The 17,351-nt window shown below is 44.4% G+C and carries 19 protein-coding genes; 4 read left to right on the forward strand and 15 right to left on the reverse strand.

Annotated features, from left to right (window positions below; all coding sequences use genetic code 11):
• Positions 1 to 1,395, reverse strand: a complete 1,395-nt coding sequence (locus DUL71_RS23390) for a hypothetical protein (RefSeq protein ID WP_114940322.1) — start codon at positions 1,393 to 1,395, stop codon at positions 1 to 3.
• A 201-nt stretch (positions 1,396 to 1,596) separates the two neighbouring features.
• Between DUL71_RS23390 and DUL71_RS23395 the strand changes: the two genes are divergently transcribed.
• Entirely contained in the window at positions 1,597 to 2,607 is a 1,011-nt protein-coding gene (locus DUL71_RS23395; RefSeq protein WP_112574114.1) for a Kelch repeat-containing protein, read from the forward strand.
• Between the two features lie 71 nt (positions 2,608 to 2,678).
• Here the strand turns inward: DUL71_RS23395 and DUL71_RS23400 are convergent, their stop codons facing one another.
• The 9 genes from DUL71_RS23400 to fdhD all read right to left on the reverse strand — a co-directional run bounded on the left by DUL71_RS23400 (position 2,679) and on the right by fdhD (position 10,394).
• Positions 2,679 to 3,701: an alpha/beta hydrolase family protein gene (locus DUL71_RS23400; protein ID WP_114940323.1), complete on the reverse strand. Its 1,023-nt coding sequence runs from the start codon at positions 3,699 to 3,701 to the stop codon at positions 2,679 to 2,681.
• Between the two features lie 66 nt (positions 3,702 to 3,767).
• Positions 3,768 to 4,337 carry a Crp/Fnr family transcriptional regulator gene (locus tag DUL71_RS23405; RefSeq protein WP_114940324.1) on the reverse strand — a complete coding sequence of 190 codons (570 nt, stop codon included), beginning with the start codon at positions 4,335 to 4,337 and terminating at the stop codon, positions 3,768 to 3,770.
• Between the two features lie 42 nt (positions 4,338 to 4,379).
• Complete coding sequence (locus DUL71_RS23410) at positions 4,380 to 4,901, reverse strand: O-acetyl-ADP-ribose deacetylase (protein WP_114940325.1); 522 nt, start codon at positions 4,899 to 4,901, stop codon at positions 4,380 to 4,382.
• 49 nt (positions 4,902 to 4,950) lie between these two features.
• On the reverse strand, positions 4,951 to 5,679 hold the full coding sequence (locus tag DUL71_RS23415) for an esterase family protein (RefSeq protein WP_112574118.1): 729 nt from the start codon (positions 5,677 to 5,679) through the stop codon (positions 4,951 to 4,953).
• Between the two features lie 42 nt (positions 5,680 to 5,721).
• Entirely contained in the window at positions 5,722 to 6,327 is a 606-nt protein-coding gene (locus tag DUL71_RS23420; protein ID WP_112574119.1) for a GDSL-type esterase/lipase family protein, read from the reverse strand.
• Between the two features lie 105 nt (positions 6,328 to 6,432).
• Positions 6,433 to 6,750 carry a ferritin family protein gene (locus DUL71_RS23425; protein ID WP_091210719.1) on the reverse strand — a complete coding sequence of 106 codons (318 nt, stop codon included), beginning with the start codon at positions 6,748 to 6,750 and terminating at the stop codon, positions 6,433 to 6,435.
• Between the two features lie 75 nt (positions 6,751 to 6,825).
• On the reverse strand, positions 6,826 to 9,141 hold the full coding sequence (locus tag DUL71_RS23430; RefSeq protein WP_114940326.1) for an FdhF/YdeP family oxidoreductase: 2,316 nt from the start codon (positions 9,139 to 9,141) through the stop codon (positions 6,826 to 6,828).
• A complete protein-coding gene (locus DUL71_RS23435) occupies positions 9,138 to 9,494 on the reverse strand; it encodes a DUF7009 family protein (protein ID WP_114940327.1) in 357 nt (118 codons plus the stop codon). Before DUL71_RS23435 ends, DUL71_RS23430 begins: the two co-directional genes overlap by 4 nt.
• 15 nt (positions 9,495 to 9,509) lie before the next feature.
• The gene (gene fdhD / locus DUL71_RS23440) at positions 9,510 to 10,394 is read right to left on the reverse strand and encodes a formate dehydrogenase accessory sulfurtransferase FdhD (protein WP_114940328.1); all 885 of its coding nucleotides are present in this window, start codon (positions 10,392 to 10,394) and stop codon (positions 9,510 to 9,512) included.
• Positions 10,395 to 10,778: 384 nt separating this feature from the next.
• Between fdhD and DUL71_RS23445 the strand changes: the two genes are divergently transcribed.
• The 3 genes from DUL71_RS23445 (at position 10,779) to DUL71_RS23455 (ending at position 12,014) form a co-directional block, all read left to right on the forward strand.
• On the forward strand, positions 10,779 to 11,021 hold the full coding sequence (locus DUL71_RS23445) for a MoaD/ThiS family protein (RefSeq protein WP_114940329.1): 243 nt from the start codon (positions 10,779 to 10,781) through the stop codon (positions 11,019 to 11,021).
• Positions 11,022 to 11,147: 126 nt separating this feature from the next.
• On the forward strand, positions 11,148 to 11,576 hold the full coding sequence (locus tag DUL71_RS23450) for a GNAT family N-acetyltransferase (protein WP_114940330.1): 429 nt from the start codon (positions 11,148 to 11,150) through the stop codon (positions 11,574 to 11,576).
• Positions 11,577 to 11,594: 18 nt separating this feature from the next.
• Entirely contained in the window at positions 11,595 to 12,014 is a 420-nt protein-coding gene (locus tag DUL71_RS23455; protein ID WP_244228824.1) for a molybdenum cofactor biosynthesis protein MoaE, read from the forward strand.
• A gap of 140 nt (positions 12,015 to 12,154) precedes the next feature.
• Here DUL71_RS23455 and DUL71_RS23460 read toward each other — a convergent pair whose 3' ends face one another.
• From DUL71_RS23460 to moaA, 5 genes are all read right to left on the reverse strand, one after another.
• Positions 12,155 to 13,213: a HesA/MoeB/ThiF family protein gene (locus tag DUL71_RS23460; RefSeq protein WP_114940332.1), complete on the reverse strand. Its 1,059-nt coding sequence runs from the start codon at positions 13,211 to 13,213 to the stop codon at positions 12,155 to 12,157.
• Positions 13,206 to 14,396 (reverse strand): NTP transferase domain-containing protein, encoded by a 1,191-nt coding sequence (locus tag DUL71_RS23465; RefSeq protein WP_208645636.1) that lies wholly within the window; start codon positions 14,394 to 14,396, stop codon positions 13,206 to 13,208. The genes DUL71_RS23460 and DUL71_RS23465 overlap by 8 nt, the downstream gene beginning before the upstream one ends.
• Entirely contained in the window at positions 14,377 to 14,847 is a 471-nt protein-coding gene (gene moaC / locus DUL71_RS23470) for a cyclic pyranopterin monophosphate synthase MoaC (protein ID WP_114940333.1), read from the reverse strand. Before moaC ends, DUL71_RS23465 begins: the two co-directional genes overlap by 20 nt.
• An 89-nt stretch (positions 14,848 to 14,936) precedes the next feature.
• Complete coding sequence (locus DUL71_RS23475) at positions 14,937 to 16,142, reverse strand: molybdopterin molybdotransferase MoeA (RefSeq protein WP_208645637.1); 1,206 nt, start codon at positions 16,140 to 16,142, stop codon at positions 14,937 to 14,939.
• Between the two features lie 20 nt (positions 16,143 to 16,162).
• The gene (gene moaA / locus DUL71_RS23480; protein WP_114940335.1) at positions 16,163 to 17,152 is read right to left on the reverse strand and encodes a GTP 3',8-cyclase MoaA; all 990 of its coding nucleotides are present in this window, start codon (positions 17,150 to 17,152) and stop codon (positions 16,163 to 16,165) included.
• Positions 17,153 to 17,351 lie beyond the last annotated feature (199 nt).

Raw genomic sequence — 17,351 nt, forward strand, 5'->3', positions numbered from 1 at the left:
CTACCGGGCATCGGCCCAATCAGCATCGGTAAATGATGGGTTTATCTTATAATCGTTATAGGTAATGCTACTTTTTTGTGCCCCTTCACTTTGTAATTCATTGGCAGGCAATACTATACCATCTACCGTTTTAAAACCTGTAAAGACCGATGCCTGGATCACTGAACCTGTTTTAGTACCTTCGCCAACCAACTGGTTATTACTGTTTAGCGCCGCAAAACTGGTTACGCCATCATAGTTATAGCTTACGATCACGATATTGTTTTTACCCTCCTGCACTTTAACATTTTGGATGTGATCGAGATTCTCTTTCCTGAATAACAATGGCCCGGAGCGGAAACCTTGTTTTAACTGCGCGATGCGTGAGGCCGAAAGCGGCTGTTTATTGCCATTACGCCATTGCCAGCCGTTATCTCCCTCCATTTGCTCAACCTGTAGCAACTTCCCTCCTTTTCGGAGTTCAGAACGTACACGATGAGCAGCCAGATCAACCTTCAGGGTAATATCAATACCCATCATCGTAGCGGATACCTGCATGGTTTTAATGGCATCAAGTTTTGCCCCGCCATGAGCTTCGGCAGCTTTGCTTAGTAAACTTGCGGCATCATTGATACTGCTTGTTTCAGAATCAGCAGTCGGCTTGGTATTATTACGGGGAGCCCCAGATGTAATTTTTGCTGTAGATGAAGCACTTTTAGGTGCTTTATCTTTCATAAAATAAATATTGCCATCTATAGCGGCCATAATCGGTTTTTCGCCGGGGCGGCAAAAAAAGCTGTGGGTTTCGGTTTTACCGGTGTTATAAGCTAAGGTAAGTATGCCGTCTTTTATGGTATAAGTACCAGCACCGCTATCTTTATGACTCCCGCCGCCACCAATACCATCACCCGATACCATGGTAGCCGATGAACTGTTTTGACTAAAATTACCCTTCCCATCAAAATAAAGCCCTTTTTCGCCGGAGGTACCAACAAATACCTGCCCGGTGTTCATACCGCCCATACTGCTTGCATGCGTAAATTCATAGTAACCGGCAGGCACCCTGTCAGATGTATTAAGTTTCAGTATATTAAAGCTGCCTGCATCTATATCACCATCGGCTTCCAACTTGTACTCTTGTTTGGAGCCTTTTAGATACTGCATTTTGAGCGTATTGCCCTGTACCTGATAATGACCGGCAACGTGGGTTTTCCAATCAGGCTTTTCAAGCAGATCGTTGAACGTTCCATCGGGCCTTAACATGTATACCACATCGTTACGCCCCATCCCGGCCCCCATGGTAACGGGCAGTGTTAATTCAATACCGGCGTAAACACCACTTACATTTTTTGTTTGCGCCCCGGCATCAACACCGGCAAAAAATAGGATAAGGAAACAAAACACAATAGCTTTCATAGTATCAGCAGAAATAATTTAATACCAAGAGTTAAATTATCAACTCCTGCACGGTAAAAATGTTTTTAGCTGAATAATAAGCTTTTGTTAAAAGCCAATTAATACTATATAATATTAGTGTAAATAATAAGCTACAATTAAACCAAAGGCTCTATACCTCAGTTTAATAATTTGTACATTCACTTATTAAACTAAACCGCCATGAAATCAATAAAAACCTTGTGTCTTTTTGCAGCTATTGCAGGATTAAGCTATAATCCCGTATCTGCCCAATCTACTTCTGTACCAACAGTAACTTTTCAAAATGTAAGTAATCTCCCCTATCCGCTTACCTGGACCAGCAGTGTTACCGATGGCAACAATATTTACACCGTTGCCGGTTATAAAGGAGGGCGCGGCGGCTATTCGTCGGATGTATTGAAATACAGTCCTGAAACAAACAGCTGGACTAAAATTGCCGACATGGGCGGCAACAAAGTTCAATCGGCCACGGCTTATGTGCCAGCTACCGGTAAAATATATGTTTTTGGGGGTATTGGCGGCGTTAGCAATGACATACGCACCAGCCAGATATTTCAAGGCGTACAAAGTGTTGATATTAAAACCGGGGAAGTAAAAAATCTTGATGTATTAAACCCGATGGCCAGCACCTACGGCAGCGCTATTGAATGGCAAAACAAAATTTACTTATTCGGCGGCAGTCGCGAAGGCAAACGCAGCATCAATTCGGTGTATGAATTTGATCCGCTAACACTAAAATTCACTCAATTAGCTAATATGCCCGAATACCTGCAGGCTGCAGGGGCAGTTGTAAACGGCGTTATTTATACTTTTGGTGGTTACGATACTTTTCTTAAACACCAGGGTACTAATATTTACGCTTATGACATCAAGGCCAATACCTGGAAAACCGTTGGCAAACTGCCGGAGTTTATGTCGGCTAACAGCGTAGCTGCAAGCGGTAACGTGATATTTGTTGCAGGTAGCTATGATGATGAAGACCTGTTAGGTTATTTTGATACCGATAGTGGCAAATTCACCAAACTGAAATCAAATATGGAGCCGCGTCGCGCTGCATCATCAGCTATAGTAAATAATATGTTGTTTGTTTTTGGCGGCAGTACACGCTTCAAAGCATTTAATGTTTCAACTTTGGCAACTGTACAGGCTACCAATATTACGCCATTCCTTAAAAACTCTACAAGCAGGTAAAAGCCTGATGTTATACAAAGAAGCCGGTTAAAGTTTATTTTTAACCGGCTTCTTTATTTAATGTGATAACCTTACTTCAATTCCTTTCTAAAAAAACCTACGGCCAGACTATCTACCTGTAAATGGATAGCATGCCTGTTAACCGAAGGATCATCGGTAAAATATATTGGTGCCTCTTTCTTCACTGCGTCAATAGCTTCTCCAAGCATCACATAATGGCCTATCTTGCCCGGTAGTTCGGTATAGATTGATTTACTGATTAACTGATGATAGTGCCTCGCATTGGTTTTTACCGGGGCGATGCTATCACTTTGAGAGCCTACAATATACAAAGGGCTTTTAATATCGGCCACTTGCTCTTTGCGGATAAAGCCGAAGCCCAGCGCGGGCGATATGGAAAAGAAAGCTTTGATCCGTTTATCCTTTAGTGGTGGCACATGTTTAGACCCGGCGATAAGCGAACTATCATCCAGTAATTTTACCAGACCCGGAAATTCGGGAATCTCCAACTCTTTACGGCCTGTGGTTTTATAATAATTACGCGCCTGTTCAAAATCAAGCCTTGCACCGGCAAGGGCAATTACGGTATAACCACCGAAAGAAAAGCCTATAGCCCCGATCTTCTGCTGGTCGATAAGCGGACCAATATCTGAGTTATTCAGCAAGGAGGTAAGCGCGAAGCTGAGATCCAGAGGCCGCTCCCAGGGCTTAACAAATTCGAGCGGGATTTTATGATCATAAGTATTACCGTAATGATCTACGGCTGCAACTATGCAGCCGCTGTTTGCCAGGGCCTGGGCAAGCCACTCTAAAGTCAGCCTGCCACCACCGGTGCCATGTGAGAGCAGGATCAGCGGCAGCTTATTTACCGGGAGTTTGCCATCACGAACGGTTGGTTGTCGTAAAAAGGGTGAGAAATGTTTATCTGATGGTTTTAGCGTATCTACCGTCGGATACCAGATTTCTGTAACCACAGGGCGGTTATTACGGCTGCGATCTTTAAAATTAAACGTACGTTCGCCTAAATTTTGAGCCATAGCTACGCCACCTGATAGCAGTATTGTAAGAGCGATAAGTATTTGCTTGTACATCATTGTTTAGTGTTTATACCACAAAACAAGGCATTTACGATTCTAAAAAGATTGACAATAGTCAATAAATCATTTTTTTGATTTGAGACGACTGAGGGTTTCCTGGGAAATGCCAAGATAGTCGGCAACTATTTTATTGGGCAACCTTTTGATGATTTCGGGTTGGGTTTGCATCAGTATATTGTAGCGGGCTTTTGAATCCATGGTGATCAGGCTTTCTATCCGTTGTATGGATGCGATGTAATCCAGTTCAAGGCCCAAACGATACATAGTTTCAAAGCCAGGAATTTCGTTCAGCAAGAGGTCACGGTCGGCATAGCTCAATACCAATAGCTCGGATGGTTCGGGGCTTTGAATGGATGCGACAGATGGTTCTTTCAATATAAAACTCGGGAACGCTGTACCCATACGCCCCTCAAATATCAGGAAGCGGGTTGATTCATTACCATCATCATCGGTCAAAAATACGCGGAGGCAGCCTTTCACTACAAAATACAAATGCCTTGCGATACTTCCTTTTTCAACCAGTATCTCGTTACGTTTGGTTAGTCGGGTTTTAAAACAATTATCTACCAGTAGCTCATGCTCCGGCGAGAGTGTTAGCTTATCTCCAATATGTTGTTTTAAAGCCGGGTGCATAGCTGCAATTTATGCACTTAGCTTGGAGTTGACAAGTCCGCATCAATTTTGAGCGAGTAGATTTTGATATAAATTATAGTTTTCATCATCAAAGCAAACAAATATCACTTTCTCAACTACATTATTATCAGCTAAAAAATCCTGAACTGTTTTAACAGCGATAGCCGCGGCTTTATCCTTTGGGAAATGGTAAATACCGGTGCTGATGTTGGGGAAAGCTATAGTATGTATATCATTTTCGGCAGCAAGCTTCAAACTATTTAAATAAGCGGCATGCAGCAGCTCGTCCTCTCCTTTTTTACCACTGTTGTAAACGGGGCCAACCGTATGAATTACATATTTAGCGGGCAACTTGCCTCCTGTGGTAATTACAGCCTGCCCAGTTTTGCAGCCACCTTGCCGGGCTACTATTTTACGGCAATCTTCCAGTATTTCCGGTCCGCCTGCACGGTGTATGGCACCGTCAACACCGCCTCCGCCCATGAGCGAGCTGTTCGCGGCGTTTACGATGGCATCAGCCTTAATTTTTGTGATATCGCCCTGTATCAACTCAATAGCGCCCATAACATTTAAGATTTATAGCTGATATAACAAACGGGGAAATGTTTTGCTTTTAGAAATATAGCTGCACCATTTTGCGCCAGTAACGCGCGCGATGCGCTTCCTCATGCCAGATATACAGGCTGTTTTGAATGCCTTTGCTCGCCAATACAGTGCTCAGGTATTTATTATCTTCCAAAAACGCGTCCTCCTCGCCTACGGCCAGGATAATTTGGAGGCGCTTGATCTGGTCAATAATTTCGGGACTGTGCAGGTTATTTAAAAACTGGTTAGGCATGTTGAAATACACATTTTCATCACGATAGCCATCCAGCAGATCGCGGAAGTTGCCCATGGCCTGGGTAATATCATAGCGGCCACTCATGCCTACAACTTTAACAAATACCGAGGGATGTTTAAACCCGATATTAACAGCATGGTAAGCGCCCATGCTGCAACCTGCCGAAATAATTGGCCCATCAGCATTAAGTGTTTTCATCAGAGGCACCACTTCCTGCAAAATGTATTGCTCATAATGCAGGTGACGTTCCATACGATGGTAAGGGTGGCTGTACTCGTTGTAAAAACTTTCGCGGTCGATGCTGTCAACGCAGTAAATTTGCAGGTGGCCTGCTTCAATTTTGCTGCGTAAGGCTTCAATTACCCTCCAGTCTTCATAATCATAAAACCGGGCGGTACGTGTAGGGAAAAATAAAACAGAGGCACCGGCATGGCCAAAAACCAGCAATTCCATATTACGCTGAAGCGACGGACTGAACCACTTGTGGTACTCTCTTTTCATCTTTAAACCGCTGAAAGATGACAAATGCGTGTAAACCCTATATTAAGCTAATTTGATGCTTTGTGGCATTCGCTGCAAAACTGCATTTTTCCACAAAGTGTAACCGGCGGTGCTTAAATGCAAACCATCTTTATCATAATATTCGCGTATTGGTTTACCGGAAGCATCTATCATCTGATTAAATATGTTGATGAACTGCCAGTTTTTATGGCGGTGAATTATTTCGTTTTCAATTAAGCTGTTAGTGTACCTGTACTTTTCAACAATAGGCCAGCGCGCGAGGCTTGGCTTAAGTGATATGTAATAGCAGGGGATATTTCCAAAAAGCCGCTCAACCTCAACGGTTAGCTGCTTAAAAAATATAAAAACCTCTTCGGGATTGCGGCCATCGCCAAGATCATTATCACCCGCGTACACCACAATGGCTTCGGGATTGTAAGAATGCATTATCCGCTCAAAAAACCACACGCATGCCGCCAGTGTTGAACCTCCAAAACCGAGGTTAACAGGCTGCATATCATCAAAATCATTATCAAGCGTATTCCATAAACGAATGGATGAGCTTCCGTAAAATATTACCCGCGGCACGTAATCAAGCTTTGTTCGCCTGATTTCCAGCTGCTTCACATCCTCTTCGTACCAGATCATATTCTTCTATAGTAGGGCCGTATTAAATTAAGCGCTAAAGATAATACAATAGCCCAAACTTAATGTAACGTTGATAAAACAATGGTGTTAAAATTGTAAAAATGACTATTCTTCCGCCGCTTCTTCGCCTTTGGTTCCCAATTCCACAATATCGCCCTTTTTGAAAAGTATGGCCTGCAAAGTGGTACGCCATACCGGCTTTTTACGCAGCAAAAACTCAAGGTCCATACCAAAGTGCTTAAACTCTTCCTGCTGGGCGTTTTGCATAATGGCTTTTGCCTGTTTATCCTTTTCAACCGAAATACGCTGCTCATACCAGTTTATAGCTTCGGCCTCTTCGGTTAAAGAAACAATCATGCGCGCAAATGTGCGGGTTTCGTCCGATAGCTCATTTGCAGGTTCGTGATATTGATCAAATGACATATTACTCCTTTTTTAAAGGAGATAAGCATGATTTAAACATTTTTGTTTTAAGCTTTGCAGTATTTAGAATGGTTATCAAGCCAGGTGTTTCCTTATTTTGATGGTAACCAGTTTTGATGTAGGTGTATTACTTTGCACAGCCACGCTGTTGATAGGCACCAGTACATTGGCTTCGGGATAGTAGGTAGCTGTGTTGCCCTCAGGTATATTGTAGGGCACTACTACAAACAGCCTTGCGGCCCGTTCCACACCATCGTCGTAGTTAAACAGGTCAACTTTTTCTTCCGGACCAAAACCGGCTTTCCGCATGTCGTTTTCGTTCATCAAAATTACCCGGCGCTCATTGTGAATACCACGATAGCGATCATTAAGGCCATATATGGTGGTATTAAACTGATCATGACTACGGATGGTGGTCATGTGGTACTCATCTGCCGCAAGTTCGTGTTTCGGTAGCGGAGCAATATTGAAAGGCACAACGTCGCCATTCTTTTCGGTAATAAATTTGCCCTCACGGGCCAGGTTAGGCAGATAAAAACCACCGGGCAAGCGCACCTTTTGATTATAATCCTCAAAACCGGGAATAACTTTGGCTATCACATCGCGTATGGCATCATAGCTTTTAGCGTATTTATCCCAATCAATAACAGAGCGGCTGCCTAAAGTTGCTTTTGCCATATTGCAAACAATCTGGTTTTCGTTCATCAGATGCTCAGATACCGGCGTCAGCATCCCTTTTGACATCTGGACCACGCCCATAGAGTTTTCGCAACTGATGAACTGGTCTTCGCCGTTTACAACATCTTTATCGCTTCGCGACAGCGTTGGCAGGATCAAAGCTTCTTCACCATGCACCAAATGGCTCCGGTTTAATTTGGTTGATACATGTACCGATAGTTTAAGTTTACGTAGCGCCTGTGCTGTAAATAAAGTATCGGGCGTAGCCGAAAGAAAATTACCACCCATAGCGAAAAACACTTTCAGTTTACCCTCATCCATCGCCTTAATGGATTCAACAACATCATAGCCATGGCCCCGCGGCGGCTCAAAACCGAAAACCTCCTTAAGTTTATCCAACTGTTTAGGTTTGGGTTTATCCCATATAATCATGGTTCGGTTTCCCTGCACATTGCTGTGACCGCGAACCGGGCATAAACCGGCACCCGGCTTGCCTATTGCACCTTTAAGCATAGCAAGGTTTACAATTTCCTTTACCGTAGCCACACCGTTTTTATGCTGAGTAACACCCATGGCCCAGCAAATGATAATGCGGTTTGTATTTTTGATCAGTTCAACGGCCTGCTCAATTTCCTTTACCATTAAGCCTGCAGCTTTGGCCAGGTCATCAACCTCGTATTGATTCAGACTATCTAAAAAAGCAACATAGCCGGTAGTGTTCTTTTTGATGAATTCATGATCGAACACACTTCCGGGATTTTCAAGCTCGGCTTTATAAAGCAATTTTTCCATGGCTTTAAGCAGTGCCATGTCTCCGTTTATCCTCACTTGCAGGTACAAGTCGGCAAGCTGGGTTTTGATACCCAAAATGCCTTTTACCTTCTGCGGATTTTTAAAGCCCATTAAACCGGCTTCATGCAATGGATTGACGGCTATAATCTTCGAGCCTTTATCCTTGGCTTTTTCGAGCGCGCTGAGCATCCTCGGGTGATTAGTACCGGGGTTCTGCCCCATGATAATGATCACATCCGTATCGTAAAAATCATTGAGGGTAACGGTCCCCTTGCCTATTCCGATTGCATCGGCAAGGCCAACGCTGGTACTTTCGTGGCACATATTAGAGCAATCGGGCATATTGTTGGTACCAAACTCGCGCACAAACAATTGATACATAAATGAGGCCTCGTTACTGGTACGGCCAGATGTATAAAACGCAGCCTCATCCGGCGATGCCAAAGCGTTAAGTTCAGCGGCTATTTTTTCAAAGGCGAAGTCCCAGCTTATGGGAGCATAATGTGTAGCCCCCTTGGCAAGGTACATCGGTTGAGCTATACGCCCTTTTTTGCCTATGTCGTAATCATTGAGCTTGGCAAGGTCAGCCACCGAATTTTCGGCAAAGAACTCCCCGGTAAGCTTTTTGGTAGTAGCTTCTTCGGCCAGGGCTTTAGCGCCGTTTTCACAATATTCGGCTATTGGTGAGCGGTCATCATCCGGATCGGGCCATGCGCAGCCCGAGCAATCAAAGCCGCCTTTTTTGTTCATATGAAAAAGGCCTTCCATCCCCCTCACAAAGCCTGTTTCCTTGAGTATATCAACCATGGCAACTGTTACAGCAGGAATGCCAGCCGCCCAATCTTTAGGTTCTGTTATTTTCAGGTCGAGCAGTTCCTCGGGGTTTTCAGCTGCCGGACTCTGTTCTGGCTCCTTGCTCATATCTTTTTAGCTGCTAATGGATTGGGGTAATTATCGCTTTGATCTTCGGCGACTTCATCTAAACAAGTAAAATCTTTTTCAACAAGTAAATGCAAATTGCCATGATTGCCCTCATAACCAACTTTATCTTCGTCGGCGAAACCGGCAACCATTACTTTAGGCGCGTAAAGCGTTATGATGTTTTCCTTATATGTTGCCGACAGATGCTCATCATCAACCAGCCTTAAAGCATAAACAAGCTGCTGGCTGCCAAAATCAACTGTTTCCTGCACGTAGCCATCTTCGGCCAACTTGGCTACATCGGTTTTAGTAAGCCTGTATCTCAGCGAATTACCTTTTATTCTTATTTTCATTTGGTATTAAACGGTTTATATTGATGGGGCTGTAAAGACAGCTTCATCGGCAGGGATCATTACCCGGTGCGCGCCAGTATAAATATTAAAACGCTCATCGCGCAAAAAGCCTATCAGTGTTATATTAAATTCGTTTGCCAGCTCTACAGCCAGACTTGACGGCGCGCCTACAGCAGCTATAATGCTGATACCTGCCATGGCCGCTTTCTGTACAAGTTCAAAACTGGCTCTGCCGCTTAACAACAATACGGTTTGCTGTAAAGGCAGCCAGTTATACATCATGGCTGCGCCTATAAGCTTATCTAAAGCATTGTGCCGGCCAACATCTTCCCTGAGCAGCAACAACTCGCCAAAGGGGGTAAATAATGCCGATGCGTGTAAGCCCCCGGTATCATCAAAAACCCGCTGATGCCTGCGCAGGATATTCGGCAGCTGATTAAGTACAACGCTGTGGATCATGTTGCCATCATCCGGCCCTGCAGCATAGCTGCTTACCGTACGAATGGCGCTAATTGAACCCTTGCCGCATACACCGCAACTGCTGGTGGTATAAAAATTACGCTCGGTATTTTGGAGATTGGGCACAGCGTTGTGCTCAAGTGTTACCAGAATAGTATTCTCCTTATTTTCGGCACAGGCTATAAAGCTATGTTTGGCAGATTTTACCTCGTCTGCGTTTTTGATGATGCCTTCGGTGAAAAGAAAACCGGTAGCCAGTTCGGCATCGTGGCCAGGCGTACGCATGGTTACTGAAATATTGCGCACCTCCTTACGGTCGGCAGGCCCGTATTCCAGCTTAATTTCCAGTGGTTCTTCAATAGCTATACTATCCTCTTCCCTTGCGCTCTGATTGGCGTTAACTTTTACAACGGGGATATGTATAATTGATGGCGTAGACATACTCAAATATACAACTTAAAGGGCGGCTTTGTTTACGCAAGTTTACGCACGTAATACAAGTTCAAGCATCTCTGCTTGAATTATTTTGAGGGTAAGCGTCCATGCAATAACTGTTAACTTAGGCCAACAGGGGGTTAACAGGGTTAACAGAAATTTGGATTATATTCACACATCAAGTTAACAACCAGAATATTAAAAAAAAACAGCATTAACATGTGTTAACCCCGGCAAGATCAAGCGTCCCGAGCTCAAGTTAGAGAATCGTAAGCGAGGATGCTTACTTTTTGTTTGGGTTCAAGCGTGGACGCTTGGACCTGCATATAACATCATGTTAAATTTAAAACCAGTACTCGTTTTATAAGCTAAATTGAATAATTTTGAGATATGAAGATCAATATACTGGCTTTTGGAGTGACCAGGGAAATATTTGGAAGCAGTGAAATTAGCCTGGAAATGACAAACGACGCTACCATCTCCAATTTGAAATACCTGCTCGAACAGCAATATCCGCGTTTAAAGCAGCTATCATCATATATGCTGGCTGTTAATAACGAATATGCGTTGCCCGGCGATACCATTCACGAACGCGATGAAATAGCCATCATTCCACCGGTAAGCGGGGGGTAGTCAGTTGGCAGTTAGTAGCAGTTATTAGTGGCAGCGGCAGTCCTTATAGTTTGCAGTTTTTTCCGGCGGTTTACGGTACCTCTAAAACGATATTTTATTACAAATTCATTCAACCTAAATAAAACAATGGCTATCAGAAGCGCTACGCTTGCCGATCATTCTGCAATATCAAGCCTGCTAACCCAGTTGGGATATCCCGGTACTGAAGATTTTTTACCGGAGAACCTTGAAAAGATGCTGGGGCAGGCGTCATCGCAGGTTTTGGTTTATGAAGACGAGGGTGAAGTTGCGGGATTTATAGCTATCGACTTTTTAACACAACTGGTTGTTAAGGGTGATTTTATTCGCATCAGTTGTTTTTCTGTTGATGAAAACACGCGTGGTAAAGGCATAGGTAAAGCCCTCGAAGATTATATTACCGAACTTGGCAAAGAGCGTAATTGCGATCGCATAGAAGTTCATTGCCACTCGCGGCGGGTGGATGCACACCGCTTTTATTACAGGCAGGGTTATTCCGAATCGCCCAAATACCTGATGAAATCATTAGTTGAATAATATTTAAATTACATCATCTTGAATACACAGATCCTCCTATCGGCCCAAACACTGGATATCCAATCCTGCATCGACTGGATCATGTCGCCCGAATCGGGAGGAATAGATGTTTTTATTGGCACAGTGCGCAATGCCACCAAAGGCAAAAAAGTTTTAAAGCTTGATTTTGAAGCTTATGAGCCCATGGCCATCAGCGAGATGAACAAGATAGCGGCGCAAGCCTTTGAGCGCTGGCCGGTTCAAAAGATCTTGATCCATCACCGTACCGGTTTGCTGCAGGTTGGCGAGGTACCTGTGGTAATAGCTGTTTCAGCGGCCCATCGTGATGCCGCTTTTGACGCATGCAGATATATCATAGATATACTCAAACAAACCGTCCCTATCTGGAAAAAAGAAAGCTTTGAGGATGGCGATGTTTGGGTAGCAGCACATCCTTAGGATTTGGGATTAAAAAAGAAAAGCGCCATTGCGAGGAACGAAGCAATCCCCGATTGGTATAGACGCTCTGTACAGTTCGCGATTGCTTCGTTCCTCGCAATGACGTTATATTATTGCTGTTGTTATCAACAGCATACGTATTAACTAACCTTATACCCTTCCAATCCACCTTCCAACGAAAACACATCAGCTTCGGGGATCATTTTAAGGATCAGCTTTACAGCCTCGTCGCTCCGTTTACCTGACGAACAGTAAAGAACTTTGGTATTCGGACTGGTAAAATAGGCCAGGTATTCTTCAACTTCATCTAAGGGGATATGCGTACCGCCAATGTCGTAAGCCTCGCGCTCCTGTATGGTACGTACGTCTACAAGCTCAACCGTATCGTCAACCAGGATCCTTTTTTTCAGGTCATCGGCATTAATAGAAGGAATGGTAATAGTTGTTTTTAACCTGCGGATATGCGTTTTGGTAACCGGGCCTATCTTAAAGATGCGGCTTTGCATACTTTGCGCATCAAATATCAGCACTTTTCCTGCCAGCAGCTCGCCTGTTTTAGTAATGTATTTAATAACCTCATTGGCCTGCATGCAACCAATAATACCGGCCAATGTAGGGATCACCCCGCCTTCGGTACAGTTGGGGATCTGCGTGGCATCTACTTCCGGGAATAAATCGCGGTAATTGGGCGAATTTGCACCCTTGCCATTGCTTACGTTCCAAACGGCTATCTGACCTTCAAACTGGTATATAGCGCCATAAACAAGCGGTTTACCGGCCAAAACACAGGCATCATTAAGCAAGTAACGGGTTTCAAAATTATCCGTACCATCCAGCACAATATCATAATTACTGATAACGTCCATGACATTATCGGAGGTTATCTTGGAGATATGTGGTACAAGCTTAATACCGGGGTTTTGAGCTTGTAAACGTGCGCAGGCTACTTCAGCCTTATTTTTGCCTTCATCGGCCGGGGTGTACAAAACCTGGCGGTGCAGGTTGCTTACCGATACCATATCAAAATCGGCAATGCCTAATGTGCCTATTCCCGTTGATGCCAGGTATTGCGCGGCCGGGCAGCCCAAGCCACCTGCCCCTACTACCAATACGCGGGCTTGCTGTAATAATTGCTGAGCTCCTTCGCCAAAACCGGGCAGCGCTATCTGGCAGTTATATCGTTGTAAATCCTCATTCATTAGTAGCAACTATTTTATTATGGATCATTGATTTTACTTTCTCCAATTCCTCAGGCGTATTCACATTGGTCAGCGCCTCCTCATGCGGAGCATTTAGCAATGTGATATCGCTATTGATCAAAACCTTGCGGGGACAGGAGTACCCCTGTGCCAAAAACGATAACAATACCGGGTAGCTTTTGGGCTCCCATATAGCAATTAAAGGTTCGGGAAAATTGGTTACCGGGCTATGATAAGCCGTTGCCACTGAAGAACTGTTTCTCCAGGCTGCTAAATTGCGGAGCGTACTATCATCCATCAATGGCAGATCGCAGGCTATTACCAACCATGCCGCGTCCGGCTGTTCACGAAACGCCGAAAGAATAGCACCATACGGGCCCAAACCTGTAAATGTATCTTCTATAACAGGATAAGCCGGGTCAATTTCCTGCTGTTGGCCCGGGCGGCCGGATATATAAACTTCCTTGCAAAAACTTTTAAGCAAATCGGCCATATAATAGCGTTGTTGTTTGCCATGCCAGTTGGCCGCGCCTTTATCAAAACCCATCCGGGTACTTTTACCGCCTGCTAAAACCAGTCCGTTTAAAACAGGCCTGGTTTGCTTTAAAGCTGCTTCAAAAAAAGCTACGATCTTTTCACGGTCGTCTACCTTTAAAACCGGGATCTGCTGCCAGTGCGGGATTGCCTCCTGTATAAAATCAGGAATTTCGCCCGCGTTATCGGCCAGCAGAAAAAGCTGTACGTTATCAAGCTGATCTGTTCTTTTTTGCAGCGATGCTTTTTTATTGATGTCGATGATCACCACCTGGGCTTTGGCCTGCTGATGGTTACCGTTAACCAATACCAGATCTGCCGATGAGAATTGCTGCTTAAGCTGGTAAGGGAATACCAGGTTTTGATAATTAAACTGCTGATAATTTACCTGGTCAGTATACTCAAGTGAGGCGCCGCTTACCAGCCTTCCGGGTAGTAACGTGATATCATCGTTATGCGACATATCCACATAAGCGCATTTATATACCGGCGAAAGCGAGCGGACCACATCATCGGCCAGTAGTTTGATCACGGTGCATGGACCACCTACAATAGCCCATTCATTACGTCCAAAATTGCCGGTTGAAGGCCTGGCCAGCTTAGCATGTTTACGATGGCCTGATGGCTGGTTATGATCTTTTAAAGTCACGTTTACCTCCTGTTTTTGATATCAGTTTGGTTTCTTTTATCACTATATCGTGGCTCATGGCCTTGCACATATCATAAATGGTAAGTGCCGCTATTGAAGCGCCAACTAATGCTTCCATTTCCACCCCGGTTTTAGCGGTTATACTTGCGGTACAATCAACCTCAACCTCCTGCTGCTCGTTTATGTGGATAGTAACGTTACAATTATCCAAACCCAGCGGGTGGCAAAGCGGAATCAGGTCGCCGGTTTTTTTGGCCGCCATAATTCCTGCAATAATAGCTGTTTGAAAAACCGGGCCTTTTTTGCTTTGTAATTCGTTCCCTGCCAATAGCTCAAATACTTCGGCAGGCAAAGCAACTACGCTGCGCGCCGTGGCAGTGCGGTGTGTAACCTGTTTTTCAGTTACATCAACCATATTTGGGTCGCCTTGTTTGTTTATGTGGGTTAACATGATGAACCTTGATTTACTTGATTATAGGATTTAAGGATTTTGCTTGCATATTTTATCAGATTTTATTCCATCAGGGTAATCCCAAAATCCTAAAAATCATGGTTAAACCTCCAAACCTTAAACACTTCTCCCGCTTTAAATTCGTTTTTTTCCAGTGGAAGCTCCAAAAAAGCTTCGGTATCTGCTAAGTTAGCAAAATCGCCCGAACCATTTCCCTCAACAGGCATCGCTATCAATTGTCCTTGCCGGTTGCTCTGCAATTTTACCTGCAGATAATATTGTAATGCCGGCTGAAAAGTAAAATCCTTCCCTAATGCAGCATATAATGGAGCCTTTGCGGGCAGACCAAGCGTAGCACTCAGCCATGTTAAAAAGTAACGATGCAGGCACATAAATGTTGCTACCGGGTTACCCGGAAAGGCAAACACTAACGCGCCGTTGTTATGCCTGCCAAACCAAAAAGGTTTGCCGGGGCGCTGAGCCACTTTATGAAACAGTTTTTCAACTTCAGATTCTTCCAGTGCCTGGGGGATATAATCAAACTTCCCCATCGAAATGCCGCCGCTCAGCAGTAACACATCATAACTCTGTAAGCAATGCTGGATTTTTTCGCGGGTGATATTTGGCTCATCGGGGATATGTAAAATATCGGCATCATTGTGATGTTGTTTCAAAACTGCCTTAACTGTGTAACTGTTTGATTTGCGAATTTGGTATGGCAAAGGTGTTTCATCCACATCCACCAGTTCATCGCCCGATGAAATGATTACCACCCGCGGCATTTTTTTAACAAGCAGATGGGTTTTACCCACCGATGCCGCCACGCTGATGATGGCAGGACTTACCAGCTGACCGGATAGCGCGATAACATCATTTTGTTTTTTATCGACACCTTGCAGATGCAGGTTTTGGCCTTTTTTGACGTCTATAACATTTAAGCTTGCCTGTCCCGCGCTGATCTCCACATCTTCATAACGGATCACCGTATCAACCGAAGCAGGCAATACCGCCCCTGTCATGATCTCAATACATTCGTCAAGTTCATTTATTTCAACAGGTTGGTCACCTGCTGCCTGGGTGGCTTTAATGCGAAAAGTATGGATGCCCTTTTCAATGGCGGCATGTTTTACTGCAATGCCATCCATGGTTACCCTGTTAAAAGGGGGCAGGTCACGATCTGCTTGCAGGTTCTCGGCCAGTACATAACCCAAGGCTTGTTCAAACGGCAGACTTTGTGTACCGTAGTCCCTTGTTTGTGCCAATACCAGTTTTTCAGCCTCTTCAACCGTTGTCATTTTTATATTGGGTTTTAAAACTATCCGCCAATAGTGGCCATTGATTCATGAATCCCGGTTTTAGCTACACGGGCCCGCTCAGCCTCCCAGCCGTCTGCCGGCCGGTGACTAAAGGCAGTTAACAACGCGCCTTGCAGTACCTCGTCAGAAGCGCCCTTCCGCATCAGATCTTTTAAATTAAGCACGCCATCGTCGTACAAGCATGTTTTTAACTCGCCCTGTGGTGTTATGCGAATGCGGTTACAGGTACCGCAGAAGGTACGCGAATAAGCGGCTATAATGCCGATGCTCCCTTTGTGCCCCGGGATTTGATAATTATAGGAAGTAGAATAAGCCGGATCATCTAGTTTTTTTATTTCAGGATATTTGTTTTTTATTTCATCCAGAATCCGGACATAATCCCAGTGCAATCCATCATACACATGGCCATCACCGTTAAAAGGCATTTCTTCAATAAACCTCACGCTAACGGGCAACTCTTTGGCCAGCTCAACCAGCGGTATAATATCCTGTGTATTTTTGCCGTCCATCACCACGGCATTGATCTTCACCTCCATATCGTGGCTCAGCATAGCATCTAAAGAGGCCATTACATTGCTAAACTCATCGCGACGGGTAATGGTAAAAAATCGATTGGCATCCAGCGTATCCAAACTAAGGTTGATGGAACGTACACCAATCTTTTTCAATTCGGGAACGTAAGGGGCGGTTAGCACACCATTAGTGGTCAGGCCAAGTTCTTTTAAGCCATTGAGGCCGGATATGCCGGTGAGCAGTTGCATAATATCCTTCCTTACAAAAGGCTCGCCTCCGGTTATACGGATCTTCTCGATGCCCATTTTAACCAGCAAACCGCAGATCTGCAGCATTTCCTCGTTGGTCATGAGCTCGGTGCGTGAAAGCCAGTCGAGGCCATGCTCCGGCATACAGTAAAAACAGCGCAGGTTGCACCTGTCTGTCACCGCAAGGCGCATGTAACTTATCTTCCGACCATGGTTATCTGTTAGCAAAATATAGCGCTTTTACTTTGTAAATTTAATCAATTAACAGCCATTAAAACTTAAGTTTATATGTGGCGAGGGTAAAAGTAAACATTACCGGGCGGCGGTATGTTTATAAAATGTATTTTTTGCTTCCTGGTCGACGTTCAATTTTATTTACAATTAACCAACAGGAAAACAGCACAATTAATTCCTATTCATCACATCA

The organism is Mucilaginibacter endophyticus, assembly GCF_003351025.1.
Classification (GTDB): domain Bacteria; phylum Bacteroidota; class Bacteroidia; order Sphingobacteriales; family Sphingobacteriaceae; genus Mucilaginibacter; species Mucilaginibacter endophyticus.

Excerpts from the sequence above, each read along its gene's own strand:
- DUL71_RS23390 (WP_114940322.1), bottom strand. The coding sequence starts at position 1,395 with ATGAAAGCTATTGTGTTTTGTTTCCTTATCCTATTTTTTGCCGGTGTT.
- DUL71_RS23395 (WP_112574114.1), top strand. The coding sequence starts at position 1,597 with ATGAAATCAATAAAAACCTTGTGTCTTTTTGCAGCTATTGCAGGATTA.
- DUL71_RS23400 (WP_114940323.1), bottom strand. The coding sequence starts at position 3,701 with ATGATGTACAAGCAAATACTTATCGCTCTTACAATACTGCTATCAGGT.
- DUL71_RS23405 (WP_114940324.1), bottom strand. The coding sequence starts at position 4,337 with ATGCACCCGGCTTTAAAACAACATATTGGAGATAAGCTAACACTCTCG.
- DUL71_RS23410 (WP_114940325.1), bottom strand. The coding sequence starts at position 4,901 with ATGGGCGCTATTGAGTTGATACAGGGCGATATCACAAAAATTAAGGCT.
- DUL71_RS23415 (WP_112574118.1), bottom strand. The coding sequence starts at position 5,679 with ATGAAAAGAGAGTACCACAAGTGGTTCAGTCCGTCGCTTCAGCGTAAT.
- DUL71_RS23420 (WP_112574119.1), bottom strand. The coding sequence starts at position 6,327 with ATGATCTGGTACGAAGAGGATGTGAAGCAGCTGGAAATCAGGCGAACA.
- DUL71_RS23425 (WP_091210719.1), bottom strand. The coding sequence starts at position 6,750 with ATGTCATTTGATCAATATCACGAACCTGCAAATGAGCTATCGGACGAA.
- DUL71_RS23430 (WP_114940326.1), bottom strand. The coding sequence starts at position 9,141 with ATGAGCAAGGAGCCAGAACAGAGTCCGGCAGCTGAAAACCCCGAGGAA.
- DUL71_RS23435 (WP_114940327.1), bottom strand. The coding sequence starts at position 9,494 with ATGAAAATAAGAATAAAAGGTAATTCGCTGAGATACAGGCTTACTAAA.
- fdhD (WP_114940328.1), bottom strand. The coding sequence starts at position 10,394 with ATGTCTACGCCATCAATTATACATATCCCCGTTGTAAAAGTTAACGCC.
- DUL71_RS23445 (WP_114940329.1), top strand. The coding sequence starts at position 10,779 with ATGAAGATCAATATACTGGCTTTTGGAGTGACCAGGGAAATATTTGGA.
- DUL71_RS23450 (WP_114940330.1), top strand. The coding sequence starts at position 11,148 with ATGGCTATCAGAAGCGCTACGCTTGCCGATCATTCTGCAATATCAAGC.
- DUL71_RS23460 (WP_114940332.1), bottom strand. The coding sequence starts at position 13,213 with ATGAATGAGGATTTACAACGATATAACTGCCAGATAGCGCTGCCCGGT.
- moaC (WP_114940333.1), bottom strand. The coding sequence starts at position 14,847 with ATGTTAACCCACATAAACAAACAAGGCGACCCAAATATGGTTGATGTA.
- DUL71_RS23475 (WP_208645637.1), bottom strand. The coding sequence starts at position 16,142 with ATGACAACGGTTGAAGAGGCTGAAAAACTGGTATTGGCACAAACAAGG.